Annotated in this window: 10 protein-coding genes; 6 read left to right on the forward strand and 4 right to left on the reverse strand. The window is 33.9% G+C overall.

Annotation, left to right across the window (positions count from 1 at the left end):
* Positions 1 to 203 precede the first annotated feature (203 nt).
* The 6 genes from OZP07_RS10790 (at position 204) to OZP07_RS10815 (ending at position 11453) form a co-directional block, all read left to right on the forward strand.
* Positions 204 to 1466, forward strand: coding sequence for a nucleoside permease (locus OZP07_RS10790; RefSeq protein ID WP_281638346.1), 1263 nt, complete (start codon positions 204 to 206; stop codon positions 1464 to 1466).
* Between the two features lie 106 nt (positions 1467 to 1572).
* Positions 1573 to 2106, forward strand: a complete 534-nt coding sequence (locus OZP07_RS10795) for a hypothetical protein (RefSeq protein ID WP_194640699.1) — start codon at positions 1573 to 1575, stop codon at positions 2104 to 2106.
* Between the two features lie 418 nt (positions 2107 to 2524).
* On the forward strand, positions 2525 to 4303 hold the full coding sequence (rpsA, locus tag OZP07_RS10800; protein WP_194640700.1) for a 30S ribosomal protein S1: 1779 nt from the start codon (positions 2525 to 2527) through the stop codon (positions 4301 to 4303).
* A gap of 161 nt (positions 4304 to 4464) precedes the next feature.
* Positions 4465 to 8280, forward strand: a complete 3816-nt coding sequence (locus tag OZP07_RS10805; protein WP_281638347.1) for a T9SS type B sorting domain-containing protein — start codon at positions 4465 to 4467, stop codon at positions 8278 to 8280.
* A 28-nt stretch (positions 8281 to 8308) separates the two neighbouring features.
* Complete coding sequence (locus OZP07_RS10810) at positions 8309 to 9247, forward strand: PorP/SprF family type IX secretion system membrane protein (protein ID WP_281638348.1); 939 nt, start codon at positions 8309 to 8311, stop codon at positions 9245 to 9247.
* Positions 9248 to 9257: 10 nt separating this feature from the next.
* Positions 9258 to 11453, forward strand: coding sequence for an OmpA family protein (locus tag OZP07_RS10815; RefSeq protein WP_281638349.1), 2196 nt, complete (start codon positions 9258 to 9260; stop codon positions 11451 to 11453).
* A gap of 106 nt (positions 11454 to 11559) precedes the next feature.
* On the opposite strand, the gene OZP07_RS10820 is transcribed toward OZP07_RS10815, so the two are convergent.
* From OZP07_RS10820 to OZP07_RS10835, 4 genes are all read right to left on the reverse strand, one after another.
* Positions 11560 to 12090: an ExbD/TolR family protein gene (locus OZP07_RS10820; RefSeq protein ID WP_349293662.1), complete on the reverse strand. Its 531-nt coding sequence runs from the start codon at positions 12088 to 12090 to the stop codon at positions 11560 to 11562.
* Positions 12091 to 12262: 172 nt separating this feature from the next.
* Positions 12263 to 14683: a phenylalanine--tRNA ligase subunit beta gene (gene pheT / locus OZP07_RS10825; protein ID WP_281638350.1), complete on the reverse strand. Its 2421-nt coding sequence runs from the start codon at positions 14681 to 14683 to the stop codon at positions 12263 to 12265.
* A 190-nt stretch (positions 14684 to 14873) separates the two neighbouring features.
* Complete coding sequence (locus OZP07_RS10830) at positions 14874 to 15737, reverse strand: bestrophin family protein (RefSeq protein WP_281638351.1); 864 nt, start codon at positions 15735 to 15737, stop codon at positions 14874 to 14876.
* 24 nt (positions 15738 to 15761) lie between these two features.
* The gene (locus tag OZP07_RS10835) at positions 15762 to 17072 is read right to left on the reverse strand and encodes a TolC family protein (protein ID WP_281638352.1); all 1311 of its coding nucleotides are present in this window, start codon (positions 17070 to 17072) and stop codon (positions 15762 to 15764) included.
* Positions 17073 to 17078 lie beyond the last annotated feature (6 nt).

The raw sequence follows: 17078 nt of genomic DNA on the forward strand, positions 1-17078 counted from the left end.
AATAAATAATACACTCGTTTTTAATATTTTACACTTATATAAGCTTCTCAAATCGAGCTCAATTTGGTTTTAACGTTACATAATCTTATATGACTTATATGTTAAAAAAAAACATGTATTGTCGAGTATTTTTTTTGGTAATATCAATTTTAATGTTAGATTTACACGTCTCAAAATCTACAAATAAAAAAACAAATCATCTTATGGATATAAAATTACGATTGACAATTATGAATTTTCTCCAATTTTTCGTTTGGGGAATCTGGCTGATTTCATTAGGCGGTTATATGGGGCAGGTTTTCGGTCCGATTGAAGGCGGCAGTGTCGGTTTATCTATTGGAAGAACGTATGGTTCTATGGGATGGGCTAGTTTATTTATGCCTGCCTTGCTTGGAATAATTGCTGATAAATATTTTAGCGCTCAAAAGGTTTTAGGTTTTGCACATATCGCTGCAGGAATTTCAATCTTTTTTGCTACTAAGGCAACCAATTCTACTGAAATGTACTGGGTGATTTTTGTAACCTGCTGTTTTTATATGCCAACAATCGCATTGAATAATTCCGTCAGTTATGCGGTTTTAAATAAATTCCAATTTGATGTGCAAAAAGCGTTTACTCCAATACGTGTTTGGGGTACAGTTGGATTCATAATAGCAATGTGGATAGTAGATTTGACAGACTGGAAATCAAATACCAACCAATTTATTTTTGCTTCGGTTGCTATGATTGCTACAGGTTTATTTTCGTTTACGATGCCGGATGTGCCTGCCGAAAATAAAAATACCAACCAATCCTTATCGAGTAAATTTGGATTAGACAGTTTTGTGTTATTCAGACAAAAAAAGATGGCAATATTTTTTGTATTCGCTATGCTTTTAGGAGCTGCTTTACAAGTTACCAATATGTTTGCTGATACATTCATCAGAGATTTTGGTTCCAATCCTGAATATCACGGAACTTTTGGAGTTGAACATTCTGTATTTATCATCTCGTTGTCCCAAATTTCAGAGACTTTATTTATTTTGACGATTCCGTTTTTCCTGAAACGATTTGGTATCAAGCAGGTAATGATGTTTAGTATGCTGGCTTGGGTATTGCGTTTTGCTTTATTTGGAATTGGAAATCCGGGTTCTGGAGTTATTTTCCTTATTTTATCGATGATAGTGTACGGAATGGCTTTTGATTTCTTCAATATTTCAGGTTCTTTATTTGTGGAAAGAGAAACCGACAGCAAAATCAGATCGAGCGCACAAGGATTGTTTATGTTAATGACAAACGGAATTGGAGCTATTTTGGGCGGTGAATTTGCAGGAAGAACGGTAAGTTATTTTACCACTGAAAATAAAGTTCAATGGCCGGAGGTTTGGTTTTCATTTGCCGGATATGCCTTTGTGATTTTGATTTTGTTTGCCTTTTTATTCAAATACAAACATGATCCGAAGGAATTGGAGAATGTGAAGCATTAAAAATATATTAAATAAACCCGACAAGTTTTTAAAATTTGTCGGGTTTGTTGTTTAAAATAATATTTTTTTTTTGAAATATTTAAAAATAAAAAAGTGATTAGATTATATGAAATTCGAAATAGACTTTGACGAAAATATTTACCGTAAACAAATGGATTTATTGTTTGATTTGGGCTGGAAAAAAAAGACTGACTTTCATAGATATTCTCAATACCTTGGTGTTTTATTAATAGTTATTGGAATTTCTTTACTTTACGATAACCCAAATAGATTTATGGGTGGTCTTTTTTTTCTCTTTATTGGATTATATAATTTACTCCCTTTTATTTATTATTATTTTAAAGTTAAAAGTGTTCATAAAAAGTTTGAAATCGCAAAAGTAAAAGAAGTTAAGTTTTTAAAAGACAACAAAAAAGCAATTATTGAATTCACAGAGAAATCTTTCATTATGAAAGTTGGAGATAATACAGCAGTTCTAGACTGGGAAAAATTTACCTTATATTTAGTAAAAGAAGATAATTTAATACTTGTTGCAAAAAATTACGAACCATACATATTGGATAAACTTGAAGTTGGTGAAATAAATTTTGAAAAAATAATTTCCTTTATTCATGAAAGAATCCCTTTAAAGTTGATTTGAGTTTTTAAAATTGCAAGTGTGAGCGTCTCGCACGTACCCATAAAATATAGTAACAGTTTTGAGAGTTTAAACCTGACAAGTTTTTAAAATTTGTCGGGTTTGTTGTTATGAAATAGTGAACTTCTAAAATAGCCCCGATTGCAGTAAAAATCCTTGTGGACCGAGGTTCGGTTCACAAGATTGCAACAAAAATCGGGACTGAACTTCCTAATGAAAACAAAATTTCCTGCTCTTAAAACAATTGATTGATAATCATGCATGTTTTGTTTTGTCAGTTCAGAAAAAAGAATTAATTTTGCAGACCTTTTGGTGAATAGGAGTTTCCTTTAGGTATCAACAATTTAAGTAAAACAACTTCTGTATTTTTCTTTCGCATGGAGAAACTCGAGAAAAAACAGAATACAAATTTTTTATCAGCATGTCTGAACAATTAAAATCACAAGAAGAGTTTTTAGCAAATTTCAACTGGCATAACTTTGAAGAAGGTATCGATGCAGTAGATGAGAAAAACTTGTTGGAATTCGAAGAATTAGTATCAAAAACTTTTATCGCTACTGACCAGGAAGAAGTAGTAGAGGGAGTAGTTGTGAGAATTACAGATAGAGACGTTATCGTTGATATCAACGCAAAATCGGAAGGTGTTATTTCATTGAACGAATTCCGTTACAATCCAAATTTAAAAGTAGGTGACAAAGTAGAAGTATTAATTGACATCCGTGAAGACAAAACTGGTCAATTAGTATTATCTCACAGAAAAGCACGTACTATCAAATCATGGGATAGAGTTATTGCTGCAAACGAAACAGGAGAAATCGTTAATGGTTTTGTAAAATGCAGAACTAAAGGCGGTATGATCGTTGATGTTTTCGGAATTGAAGCATTCTTACCAGGATCTCAAATTGACGTTAAGCCAATTAGAGATTACGATGTATATGTTAACAAAATGATGGAATTCAAAGTGGTAAAAATCAACCACGAATTCAAAAACGTTGTTGTATCTCATAAAGCGCTTATTGAAGCTGACATCGAAGTACAGAAAAAAGAAATTATCGGTCAATTACAAAAAGGACAAGTATTGGAAGGTGTTGTTAAAAACATCACTTCATACGGTGTATTCATTGACTTAGGTGGTGTTGACGGATTGATCCACATTACTGACCTTTCTTGGTCAAGAATTAACCACCCAAGCGAAGTTCTTGAGTTAGACCAAAAATTAAACGTTGTAATCCTTGATTTCGATGATGAGAAAACAAGAATTCAATTAGGATTGAAACAATTGAACGCTCACCCATGGGATGCTTTGAACGCTGATTTGAAAATTGGTGACAAAGTAAACGGTAAAGTAGTTGTAATCGCTGATTACGGTGCATTTATCGAAGTTGCTGAAGGTGTTGAAGGTTTAATCCACGTTTCTGAAATGTCTTGGTCAACTCACTTACGTTCTGCTCAGGATTTCGTAAAAGTTGGAGATGTTGTTGAAGCTGTTGTATTGACATTAGACAGAGAAGACCGTAAAATGTCTTTGGGTATCAAACAATTGACTCAAGATCCTTGGACTGACATCACTGCTAAATACCCAGTAGGTTCTAAACACACTGGTATCGTTAGAAACTTTACAAACTTTGGAATTTTCGTAGAATTGGAAGAAGGAATCGATGGATTAATCTACATCTCTGACCTTTCTTGGACTAAGAAAATCAAACACCCATCTGAATTTGTAAATGTTGGTGAAAAACTTGATGTAGTAGTATTAGAATTAGATGTTGACGGACGTAAATTATCTTTAGGTCACAAACAAACTACTGCTAATCCTTGGGATCAATACGAAGATTCTTTTGCTGTAGGAACTATCCACAATGGTGAAATTTCTGAAATCGTTGATAAAGGAGCTACTGTAGAATTCGGTGAAGATATCGTTGCTTTCATTCCTACTCGTCACCTTGAAAAAGAAGACGGTAAAAAATTGAAAAAAGGTGATTCTGCTGATTTCAAAGTAATCGAGTTCAACAAAGAATTCAAAAGAGTAGTTGCTTCTCACACTGCTATCTTCCGTGAAGAAGAAGAGAAAAACGTGAAAGCTGCTGCTGAAACTACTTCATCTGCATCTACTACAAATGCACCAGCTGCAACTTTAGGAGATAACAATGATGTATTAGCTGCATTGAAAGCTAAAATGGAAAAATCAGAGAAAAAATAATTCTTAGATTTTTTGAATATAGAGAGCCCTGCGATTTGCAGGGCTTTTTTTTATTAAAATATCATTTTTTTACCTCTTTGGCATTTTTAACTCATTAAAAAGAATAAAACTGAATATTTAATTCTAAAAATGCTTATTTTTGAATAAACTAAAAACAATTTATGGTTCGAAAATTGCTTTTCTCTTCCAAATTTACATTGCCTACTTGTTTAATTGTTTTCCTTTTTTTAGTCTTTTCGACAGACATAAATGCTCAATGTGCCGGTAATAATAACAGTCTCACGTTATGCGGCAGCGATATAACAAATGTTAGCAGCAAGTCAATTGATCTGAATTTATTATTAGGAACTCATACAGCTGGAGGCACTTGGAGTGATGATGATAATTCCGGAGGATTAGTTGATACTGCCACAGGTATTTTAAATGCCCAGAAAGTATATGAAAGCGGTATTTATCATTACACCTATACTATAAATGGAGTTGTGGGCTGTGTCACTAATACAGCTACGATTACGGTTACTATCGGTGGTTATGCAGGAGTGCCGGGACCAAGCAATTCTATCTGTAGTTCTGATCATGCTTATAGTTTATTTCAGGTTTTTCAGGGAACACCCGTTTTAGCTCCACAAAGTGGAGGAACCTGGCAAGCCCTGACTTTCCCAGGAGGATTAAATACGACAACTGGTGTTTTAAATGCTTCTGTACCTCCTCCTTATAATACATACTCTTATAAATACACAATTGACGCTATCGGCAGCTGTCCGGCAGTATCATCTCAAGTTTCAGTATCCATTTATCGTACTCCAGAACCAGGTACTCCCAGTAATTTAGAACTGTGTTCTAATCAGCTTGGCTCATATACAAATGTGAACCTATACAATCAATTAAGAGGAGAAGATACCGGCGGAACCTGGACTGAATTTGGTACATCAGAACTCAGCAACAGTACAGACTCTACAATTGACATTCAAAACATATACAATACAAAAGGACCAGGAGTATACAGTTTTACATATATAGTATCACCTCCTAAAGACGATCGTGTCTGCAGTAAACAGTCAGCCACAGTCGCTATAGCAATAGGGGAGCAGTTAGATTTTACTTCTGCGACATTAACCGTAAATCCCAATCCTGTCTGCGAAAACAATTTAGCAACTACAATCTATACAGGAATTTTGACACAAGGAGTCAAACCAATACCAAACGGGACTTATAGAGTCAATTATTCCATATCTGGTGTAGGTTCATTCAGTTCCATTCAAAGTTTTTCTAACGGCGTTTTAACTTTCCCGATTCCTACATCGTATTTTTCACAAGTTAGAAATTACACAATTGACATAACGAATGTTAATTTGACTACAAGTCCAGTATTTTGTTCCAGCATTGTTGGAACAATTCAAGATGTAGTACACGTTTATCCAAGTCCTAAAATCAATAGCGCTACCCTTACAATTCCGACAGTCTGCCAAGGTTCAGATGCTCTAGCTGCATTTTCTGGTACTTCTAACCTTACAGACGGGAGCTATGACATTATTTACAATTTGAGCGGAAGCAACAATCTAAATGGAATACCAGCAACAATGAATGTAATAGGCGGATTATCTACATTTACCATTCAATCTGCATATATACCAAAAGCCGGTACTACAGCAATTACAATTACCAGAATTACAAATTCTGCTACCGGCTGTCCTAATGCCTCAAACCTTAGAAAAGATTTTACAGTTAATCCGTCTTTAGATTTAAGCAATTTGGGAGTTACAGTAAAAGATGCCTGCGCAGCTCAGCCAACTGAAGTAACTTTAACTGGTTTAGGAATATTAACTGCTATCGATGTCGCTTATAACCTTACAGGAAGTAATACTACTGGTTCCAAAATTATTTCTTTAACAGCCGTCGCTGGTCAAGTTAAATTTTCAATTCCAGCTGCCGATATTCCTAATACAGGCTCAACATCTTTAAACATAACAAATGTTACTAATACTATAACAGGCTGTACATTTGCAATAAACAAGGGAACATCTTTTACTGTTAATCCGCTTCCAAATACACCTGCTGCTTCAGGCGGACCTTTCTGCAGCGCTGATAATGCAACTGTTGCCAATTTAACACCTCAAGGAAATCAATACCAATGGTTTGATTCTGCTGCAAGTACAACACCATTAGCACTGACGACGCCATTACGCACCGGAGATTATTTTGTAAAAGAAGTAAATCCAGTAACTCTTTGTGAATCTGCTTTAAAAAAAATCCAGGTAACTATTAATACAACTCCGCAAATTGACAGTGCCAGATTATCAATTGCTACAACCTGTCAGTCTTATACAGTAACTGTTTTATTAGGAGGTAGTTCAAACCTTGCCAATGGAGATTATAATGTCCTTTACAGTCTTAGCGGAGCCAATACAGGAACCAGAATAGCTGCTGTTCTTAGCGTAACCAGCGGTATCGGCCGATTTGATATTCTTCCAAATTTTGTTCCAAACGTAGGTACCACTACAGTTCAAGTAACCAATATAACCAATCCAAATACTGGATGTACAAATACTGCCAATCTAAGTAAATCCTTTATTACAAATCCATTACCAGATATCTCCAGCATGGTAACAGCTATTAAAGATATTTGTCAGGGACAGTCAACAAATGTTGAATTATCAGGATTAGGATCTTTAACAACAATCAATATCAATTATCGATTATTGGGAGCAAATATTGTCAGCTTAAAAACCATTTCATTGACTGTTGTAAACGGAAAAGTAAGTTTTATAATTCCTGCATCTGATATACCAAAAGCAGGATTAACGACTTTTAATCTGACAAACATCACTAATACTGTAACTGGCTGTCCTATATTTACAGATCAAAAAACTAATTTCACTGTAAATGGTCCTCCAGACACTTCCAGCATGACTGTAACCGTTAAAGACGGCTGTCCAAATCAGCCACTAAATGTTATTGTTTCCGGATTAGGAACTTTATCCAGCGTAAAATTTAGTTATAGCGTTACCGGTGCCAATACAATTAATACACAAACTGATGCACTTATAGTAATAGGAGGCAGTACCAATTTTACGATACTTGGCTCAGGGCTTCCTAATACAGGATCTAATTCATTAATTATGAACGACATAATTAATTTAATTACAACTTGTTCTGCAGTAATCCCCCCAGCCCCTAAAAGTTTTGCTATTCTGCCAATTCCAAGTAAACCAGCTGCAAATGATCAGGGATTTTGTAAAGAAAATGCAGCAACAGTTGCAAATTTAAAACCTAGCGGAACGCAGTATAAATGGTATAATTCTGCAAACAACACAACACCATTGCTGCCAAGCACACTTTTAATCAGCGGGAATTACTATTTGACAGAAGTTAATCTTACTACTGGATGTGAATCAAACGCAACTGTTGTTAATGTTGCTATAAACAGTGTACCAGTTCCAACATTAAAAACTGATGGTCAGAATTTTTGCGGAGCAGACAAACCGACAATTCAAAATTTGACTAATAATACTAGCTATACAGGAAATTTAACATGGTATGATGCACCTGTGAATGGGACAGCATACGACAATACTGTTTTATTAACTGAAGGAACGACATATTATGCCATTGATTACAATCCTAATACTAAGTGCGTTTCAGGGCCATTAGAAACAGCCATTATATTAACAGCCTGCAGTGTTACTCCAGACGGCTTAACAATTCCTGACGGTTTTTCCCCAAATGGTGATGGCATTAATGATACATTCAAAATATTAGATATAGAATATTTATTTCCGAATTTCAGTATAGAAATATTTAATAGGTATGGAAATATCATGTTCAAAGGCAATATAAACAAACCTGACTGGGATGGAAAAAATTCTAATTCAGGCTTTATAAGCGGTGATGCCGCTACAGGTGTATATTTTTATATTATCAATTATAATAAAGATAACTTTTCACCACGACAAGGACAGCTTTATTTGAACCGATAATTCTTATTTTACTACTAAACCAATTCCAATGAAAAAATTAATACTTTTTGTGTTTTTTTTCCTTTCTATACTAAAGGCAAGCGCTCAGCAAGAACCTCATTTTACACAGTATATGAGTAATATGAGTGTGATAAATCCTGCTTATGCAACAGATACGCCGGCAATACTAAATTTAGGAAGTCTTTATCGCTACCAATGGGCTGGAATTAAAGGCGCTCCAAAAACACTAACCTTATTTGCACATACTCCAATAAATGACAAAATCGAAACCGGCTTCTCATTAATTTCAGATGATATAGGTGATGGTGCAAAAAAAGAAACAAATTTTTTTGCTGATTTTGCCTATGTACTTCAGCTAAATGAAACCCACAAACTTTCCTTTGGACTAAAAGCCGGATTTACTGCAATAACTACAAATTTCAACGGCTTTCAGTTAAACAGCGGTGACGTAACTACTGATTTAGCATTTGCAGAAAACACAAACAAAACCATGCCAAATATTGGAGCAGGAGCATACTTCTTTGCTGATAATTATTATATCGGTATATCTGTTCCAAACATTCTTTCTGCCGAACACCAAGGATCATCCGGAGGTAAGATTAATTCCTTTGGAACTCATAAAGCTCATGGTTATTTAACTGGGGGTTATGTATTTGACATCAATGAAGAATTTAAACTAAAGCCGGCAGCTATGGCCATATTTGTTGAGGGAGCGCCTGTTTCTGTAGATTTAACAGCTAATGTATTGTATAATGAAAAATTTGAGCTTGGAGCAGCTTATCGGATTGGAGATGCTGTAAGTGCTCTAATGAGCATAAATGTATCTCCAAATTTTAGAATTGGTTATTCTTATGATTATACTATTTCTAACCTGAGCCAGTTTAATTCCGGATCACATGAAATAGTGCTTTTGTATAACTTGAATTTGTTGGGTAAAGGATATAATAAATCGCCTAGATTCTTCTAAAAAAACAAAGATGAAAAGAATATATATACTTTTAATTGTTTTTACGATCCAATTTGCACAAGCCCAGCAGGAGGATCTGCAGAGAGCAAATCGTCTGTTTAACAAAACGTATTACAGCGAAGCCATTCCTTTGTATGAAAAAATTAGTCTTAAAGATAAAAGTACTGCAGTAATTCAAAATCTGGGAGACTGTTATTATTACACTGGCCAATATGATAAAGCTCAGGCACAATATGCTCTTTTATTTCAAAACGGAAGCAACGAACTAAATGAAGACTTTTATTTTAGATATGCACAAACATTAAAAACCAGAGGAAAATACGATGAAGCCAATACTGTTCTAAGAAATTACTATCAGACTTCAAATAATAGTGCTGCAATCGAAAAATTAGACAAAGGAATTAAAAGTTTAAGTAATGTAACCGCAATTGGAGATAGATTTCAAATTGTAAATTTAGCTTTGAACACAGAAAATTCAGAATTTGGCGGAGTTGTTTTTAATGATAATTTAGTATTTGCCGCTGTTAAAAAGAAACCGAGTCTATTCGACAAAACCTATAAATGGAACAATGAAGGCTACCTGAATTTAGTAAGCATTCCATTGAAGAATATAAATAAAAAAGATTCTATTGTATCGTATTTTTCTAAAGAATTAAAATCACCAATGCACGAATCGAATGCCATTTTTACAAAAGACGGTAAAACAATGTATTTTACCCGAAATAATTATAATAACGGAAAAATAGGAAAAAACGCAGAAAAAATATCTAATATTCAAATTTTCAGAGCAGAATTAATTAATGGAGAATGGACAAATGTTGTATCATTACCATTTAACAGTCCGGAATATTCGGTAGAGCATCCTGCTTTAAGTCCTGATGAAAAAACATTATATTTTGCATCTGATATGCCGGGAACATTAGGATCCTTCGATATTTTCAGTGTTTCTGTAGATGGTTTAACATACGGTGTTCCAACTAATTTAGGAGAAAATATAAATACATCAAAAAGAGAACAGTTTCCATTTGTTTCAAAAGACAGCCAGCTGTATTTCTCTTCGAATGGACTGGAAGGTTATGGCGCTTTAGATATTTTTGTATCAGATATTCATAATAATACCTATTCGAAAGCTTCAAATGTCGGGCTGCCTGTAAATTCTGGTTATGATGATTTTGCCTATTATATTGATTCAGATACCAAAGAAGGTTATTTTTCATCTGACAGACCTGAAGGAAAAGGAAAAGATGATATTTATTCCATAAAAGAAACCAAAGAACTGCTTATTGAAGACTGTAAGCAGTATATCAGCGGTATAATAACGGATATTGATTCGCATCTTGCCTTAGAAAATGCAAAAGTTATACTGATAAACAGTGACGATCAGGAAATTAATAAATTTATAACTGCAGCAGATGGAAAATTTAATTTTTCTATAGCATGTGAATCTCAGTATTCTGTATTTGTAACCAAAGAAAATTATACCGAAAATTCAAAGTCATTGACTATTTCTAAAGACAGAAACAAAACTAATGATGCCTCTATGGAAATCAAGTCTCAGGAAATAATCAAAAAAGAAGAAGAACTGGCCGCTCAGCAATTAAAAGCTGCCGAATTAGCGGCACTCGAGCAAAAAAGAAAAGACGATGCTATAGCTTTACAGCAGCAAAAAATAATCGATGCTAATGCTGCAGAATCCAAAAGGCTGGCAGAAATAGCTGCACTTGAACAGTTGAAAAAAGACAAACTAGAAGCAGACAAAAAACAAAAAGAATTAGCTGAAGCTAAGAAAAAAGAAAAAACTGCAGCTATAGTTGCGGCAGAGAAAGATGTTGTTAAAGATAAAGACAGGCTGATCATCAAAACAGAACCTATTTATTTTGATTACAACATGTGGTACATCCGAAAAGAATCCAAAAAAATTCTAAATCGTGTTGTCGAATTAATGAAAAAATACCCTGAAATGGTTGTGGAAATTGGTTCTCATACTGATAATCGCGGCGCGGCGAAATTCAACCTGAATCTTTCTCAAAATAGAGCCGATGCAACAAGGGATTATATTTTGGAACAGGGAATTTCTAAAAATAGAATTCATGCCAAAGGCTACGGTGAATCTGTTCCAATTGTAAAATGTATTCCAGAAGATTCTTGTGATGAAGAACAGCACGAGTTAAACAGGAGAAGTGAATTTGTAATCAAGAATCTATAAAAAAACACATTGATTCATAAACAAAGAAATCCTAATTCGTTTGAATTAGGATTTCTTTTATCTGTTAACTAGCAGATCGCGAAATAGAAATACATAAAAAAAATAATTATTTCATTGCAAGTAATTTTGTTTCTTCAGGAGTATAATAATCTACAATAGTGTAGGTACTTATTTTTACAATCGCCATTTCATCTAAAATATCTACAAGATTTTTAAAGCTACAGTTTTTTGTTGGTTTTATAATAACAATGGCTCCTCTGTCTGGTCTTCCCATTTTAGCAGAATAATCAAGTATTGCAGCCTGTTTAGTTATTAATTCTTTACGAATTCCATTGATACCATATTTAAACTCTTTAGGAGCTTCATTTGAATAGCCTAAAATTCCTGAATAGGTTACAATTCTATTATTTTTATCAAGTAAAACTGTTATTATCCGATCATCAGTTCCCATTCCACAACTAATAACTCCATCCCAGATTGGATCTTTTTCAGGCAAAGTTAAATCCATAATTTTTGGCTTAGATAATTCACCGACAAGCATAAAAAATATAATCAGCAGAAAAGAAACACTAACCATGGCTGTTAAATCTACTCTTGTACTTAATTTTTTACTTCTAATTTTTCTTCTGATTTCCATAATCTGATGTTTTTTAGAATGAGTAAATTATTCAAATTTCCTTAGTTTAAATTTAATACTTTTTTTGTTAATTAATTCAGATAACGATAACAAATTAAAACTAAGGAATAAAAAAAACTCCCAAATTCTTATATTCTAAGAATTGGGAGTTTATATTTTTAACTGTAAAAATTTATCTCAAACTAGCTCCAAGCTCAGTTTCAAAATTTTTCTGCAGTTTATTCATAATTTTATCAATCTGAGCATCTTCAAGTGTTTTGGTAGTATCTTGAATGGTAAAACTCAATGCATATGATTTTTTGCCTTCAGGTAAATTCTGGCCTTCGTATACATCAAATAAATTAATATTTTTCAATAACGATTTTTCAGTTTGTCTGGCAATTGTATAAATTGTGTCATAAGTTACTTCTTGATCTACCAAGAGAGCCAAATCTCTGCGTACTTCAGGATACTTTGGTATTTCAGTATATTTAATTTTGCTGGACATGGCTTTCAAAACATTTGCCCAATTAAAATCAGCATATAAAACTTGCTGTTTTATTCCAAAATGTTTTAAAACTGATTTCTTTACAACTCCAAATTCAACTAAAGACAAACTTCCTTGCCCAAAAGCAATTCCTTCAGAAAACACATCTGAAGAAACAGCCGTACTTTTTGCATTAGCAATTCCTAATCTCGAAAGTATGGCTTCAACATATCCTTTAAACAAAAAGAAATCAGACGGTTTTTGAGCATTTGTCCAACTTTCTTGGTTTCTGTTTCCTGTCTGAAACAATGTCAGATGCTTAATTTCCTCGTATCCAGCAAGGAATTTATGATATGTTTTTCCAAACTCAAATAATTTTAAATCTGAATTCTTACGATTGATATTGTAGGATATAGCTTCCAAACCAGAGAATAACATCGACTGGCGCATTGTTGCCAAATCACTGCTCAACGGATTTAACATCGTTACATTATAATCCTCTTTTAAAGTCTCTGAAAGCTGCACATAGGAAGCTGTGGTCAAGGAATTGGCCATCATTTCATTAAATCCTTGAGAATTCAATTGACCCGCAACAGTATTTTGTACTTTATAATCCTCATTTCTTGGCGAATTAGAAACTGTAGCGTTTAATTTTTTAGAGAATACAATGTTATTATATCCATAAACTCTCAGAATTTCCTCGATTACATCAATTTCTCTCTGCACATCAACACGATAAGCAGGAATTGTTAATCCCAAACCAGCATCGGAAACACTATTGACTTTAATTTCCAAAGAAGCCAAAATCTGCTTGATAGTATCTTTTGGCAGTTCCTGACCGATAATTCTGGAAACATTCTGGAAATTCAAAAACACAGGAAAATCTTCAATTTTCTTTTGATAAATATCTACAACATCAGATGTGATTTCTCCTCCAGCAACTTCTTGTATCAATAAAGCAGCTCTTTTTAAAGCATATTCAGTAATTGTAGGATCAATTCCTCTTTCAAATCTAAAAGAAGCATCAGTATTCAATTGATGTCTTTTGGCCGATTTACGGATGCTTACCGGATTGAAATAAGCACTTTCCAAGAAAATAGAAGTCGTTACCTCCGTAACACCCGATTTTTTTCCTCCAAAAACACCAGCAATACACAAAGGTCCTTTTTCGTCACAAATCATTAAATCTTCTTCGTTTAAAGTTCTTTCAATATCATCCAATGTAACGAACTTAGTTCCGGCTGGAAGTGTCTGCACCAAAATCTTTCCATTAATCTTAGCCGCATCAAAAGCGTGCAGAGGCTGTCCTAAATCATGCAATACATAATTGGTTACGTCTACAATATTATTTTTTGGATTAATTCCAATTGCCTTCAGTCTGTTTTTAAGCCATTCTGGAGATTCTTTTACAGTAAGTCCTGAAATAGTAACACCGCAATATCTTGGCGCAAGCTGAATATCTTTTACATCAACATCTATTTTCAAAGTTCTTTTATCCACTCTAAAATTACTAACAGCCGGAGTAATCAATTCAACATTAATTCCTGTCTGAATTAAACCAGCTCTCAAATCACGTGCTGTACCTAAATGACTCATAGCATCAGCACGGTTTGGCGTTAAGCCAATTTCAAAAACTTCATCATTTTCTATTTTAAAAACAGTAGAAGCTAATGTTCCTGCAGGAATTGATTCATCTAATACCATAATTCCGTCATGACCTTCACCTAAACCTAATTCATCTTCGGCACAAATCATCCCATGGCTTTCCTGTCCTCGAATTTTTCCTTTTTTTATAGTAAATGGATTTCCTTCTTTATCATACAAAACGGTTCCAATGGTCGCTACCGGCACTTTTTGTCCAGCACTGACATTACTAGCACCGCACACAATCTGTAATGGAATACCGTCTCCAAGATCAACAGTAGTAATTTTTAAACGATCGGCATCTGGGTGCGGTACACAAGTTAATACATACCCAACAACAATACCTTCTAATCCTCCTTTAACGGATTGGTATTTCTCAACAATTTCGACTTCAAGCCCCAAATCAGTAAGTAATGCTGATGTTTCCTCGGATTTCCAATCTATTTTAATGAACTGTTTTAACCAGTTATAAGATATTTTCATTTGTAGCTGTTTATTATTTTTATCGGTCAAATGTAATTCGCAAAATCGTCATTGGCACTTGGAACCAATTTAAGTCATGCACATTTCATTCTACGGTTTTTTCAAGAATGCAAATATAATCAATGTTTCTTGAGGGTCAAAGTCAGTAAGCCTCAAAAATTAATTCAAATTCAATAAAATTTAAGACTTTCTAAATTAACTCTTCAATGTGTTTTTTGATGTTCTCTGCAATTTTTTTCGTAGGTAAGTCATTATCATCATAACCAAAAGGCTCTTCAATTTCTTCAGAAATTATTTCGATACTTGCCAATACATAAAAAATAAAAGAAACCACAGGAATCACATAATATCCCAATGTAAATGCATAAGCGTAAGGCAGGGTCAAAACAAACAGAAAAATAAATTTCTTGATAAATGTACTGTAAGAATAGGGAATTGGGGTGTTTTTTATTCTCTCGCAAGCACCGCAAATATCAGTAAACGACTGAATTTCGCTGTTAAGAATAATCAATTGATCACCCGAAATTTTGTGGGTAACATACAAATCGTTTATTTTTTGGAAAAGCATTTTAGCGATTTGATTGGGTCTGTGTTTGTGGTGATCAAGAGCCAGATCAACATGTTCAAACAATTGCATACTCGTTTCTTCGTCTTTCAAATGCTTATTCAGCATCGAAGCATAACTTGGAATCAGTTTCCTGAAATAAGCCAAATCCTTTTCATCTTTCAGAATCACTGAAAGTTTTATCGCTAAATTTCGGCTGTTATTGACTAAAGCTCCCCATAATTTTCGGCCTTCCCACCAGCGGTCATAAGCCGAATTGACACGATAAGCCAATAATAAGGAAATCACAAATCCTAAACTGGTGTGTATTACAAAAAGGTTTTTTACATGGCTGGTTTCATCAAGTTTGAAATATTCAATCTCCAAATAAACAACTGCGCCACAATAGCCTGCAATTAAAAATAGTATTGGCAATAACTCCCTAAAGGAATCTGATCTATGAAAACGAAAAATATAAGCGAACCAAACTTTGGGATTATAGGATATCATTCTGACTTTTTATGCCAAAAATAATTAAAAATTAAGATTTCCTGCTAATTCACGCAATGTTATTTCAGATAATTTTGCCTGAAACTGGGCACTGCTCAAACGTATTCTGGAATTAATAAAATTTAATTGTGCAGCCCTAAACTCAACAGAAGTAATAGTTCCTATTCGGAATTTTTCGGCAGTTATTTCAATATTCTGCTTTGCAATGGCAGTATTGCTTTCTTCCAAATCGATTAAATCCAGATTGGTCAAATACACTTGATATGCGACAGCCAAATTACTTCTCAATTGAATCAGCTGCTGATCTATTGCCAGTTTTGAATTGTCAATCTGCATTTTAGCAATTTTTTCATTTCGGTTTTGGGCATCGCCGTCAAACAGATTTAAAGAAGCAGAAAAACCATAATTCAAACCGTGTGCAGAAGATTGAGAGGTAAAACCAAGACTCGAATGCGAATCACTGAAATTGTAACCCGTATTTAATTTAATAGTAGGGTAGCGGTCTCCTTTGATTTGTTTTAATTCTAATTCGGCTACTTTTTTATTGATTATCTGCATCTCCAATTCAGGATTTTGCTTTTCAGCCAATGCCATTAAATCGGCCAGCTGTAATTTTCTGTCTACATTAATTTTATTTGAAACTATAAAATCTGTTTTCAGATCCCGAGCCAAAATCTGATTCAAAAGAGTTTTTGCATTAGCATAAGCCTGTTTTTCTTTTACCAGATTTCCAAGGTCTGTATTTAAATCAACCTGAGCATTTAAAACATCAAGTTTAGAATTTTTTCCAATAGTGTATCGGTTTTTTGTAAATTCAAGTCTTTTTTGAGAAATAACAATAGTTGAATCCAAATCGGATAATTTCTGCTGTTCCTGAATCAAATCATAATACACAGAATTTACACTGCTGATTTTGTTGACAATAGTCCACTTTAACTGTGCATCACTGAGGTTTTGCAATTCTTTTAACTGATCATATCTGGCAAACATCCGCATTCCGTCAAAAATCGTCCAATTCAAGGAAACACCATAATTCAAACTATTATTCTTAGCATTATCCAGCGAGGTAGTAGTACCGTCCTGACGGGTTTGAGAAGAATTTTTAACACTGTTATCGTCCACAACAGAAGCTGTCGCACTAGGCAGCATCCCGGCGTTTCCAATAGCGAAATTGGTTTCATTAATTTTCAGATTGTTTTTAGCAATTTTAATTTCAAAATTATTTTCTAAAGCAATTTTTATCGCATCTTCAAGAGTCAGTACTTGCTGCGCACTCGTTTTTGCAATGCAAAACAAAAATAAAACCAGACTTTTTACTATATTTTTAGTTTTCATATTTTC

Source organism: Flavobacterium marginilacus, from assembly GCF_026870155.1.
In the GTDB taxonomy this organism is placed as follows: Bacteria; Bacteroidota; Bacteroidia; order Flavobacteriales; family Flavobacteriaceae; genus Flavobacterium; species Flavobacterium marginilacus.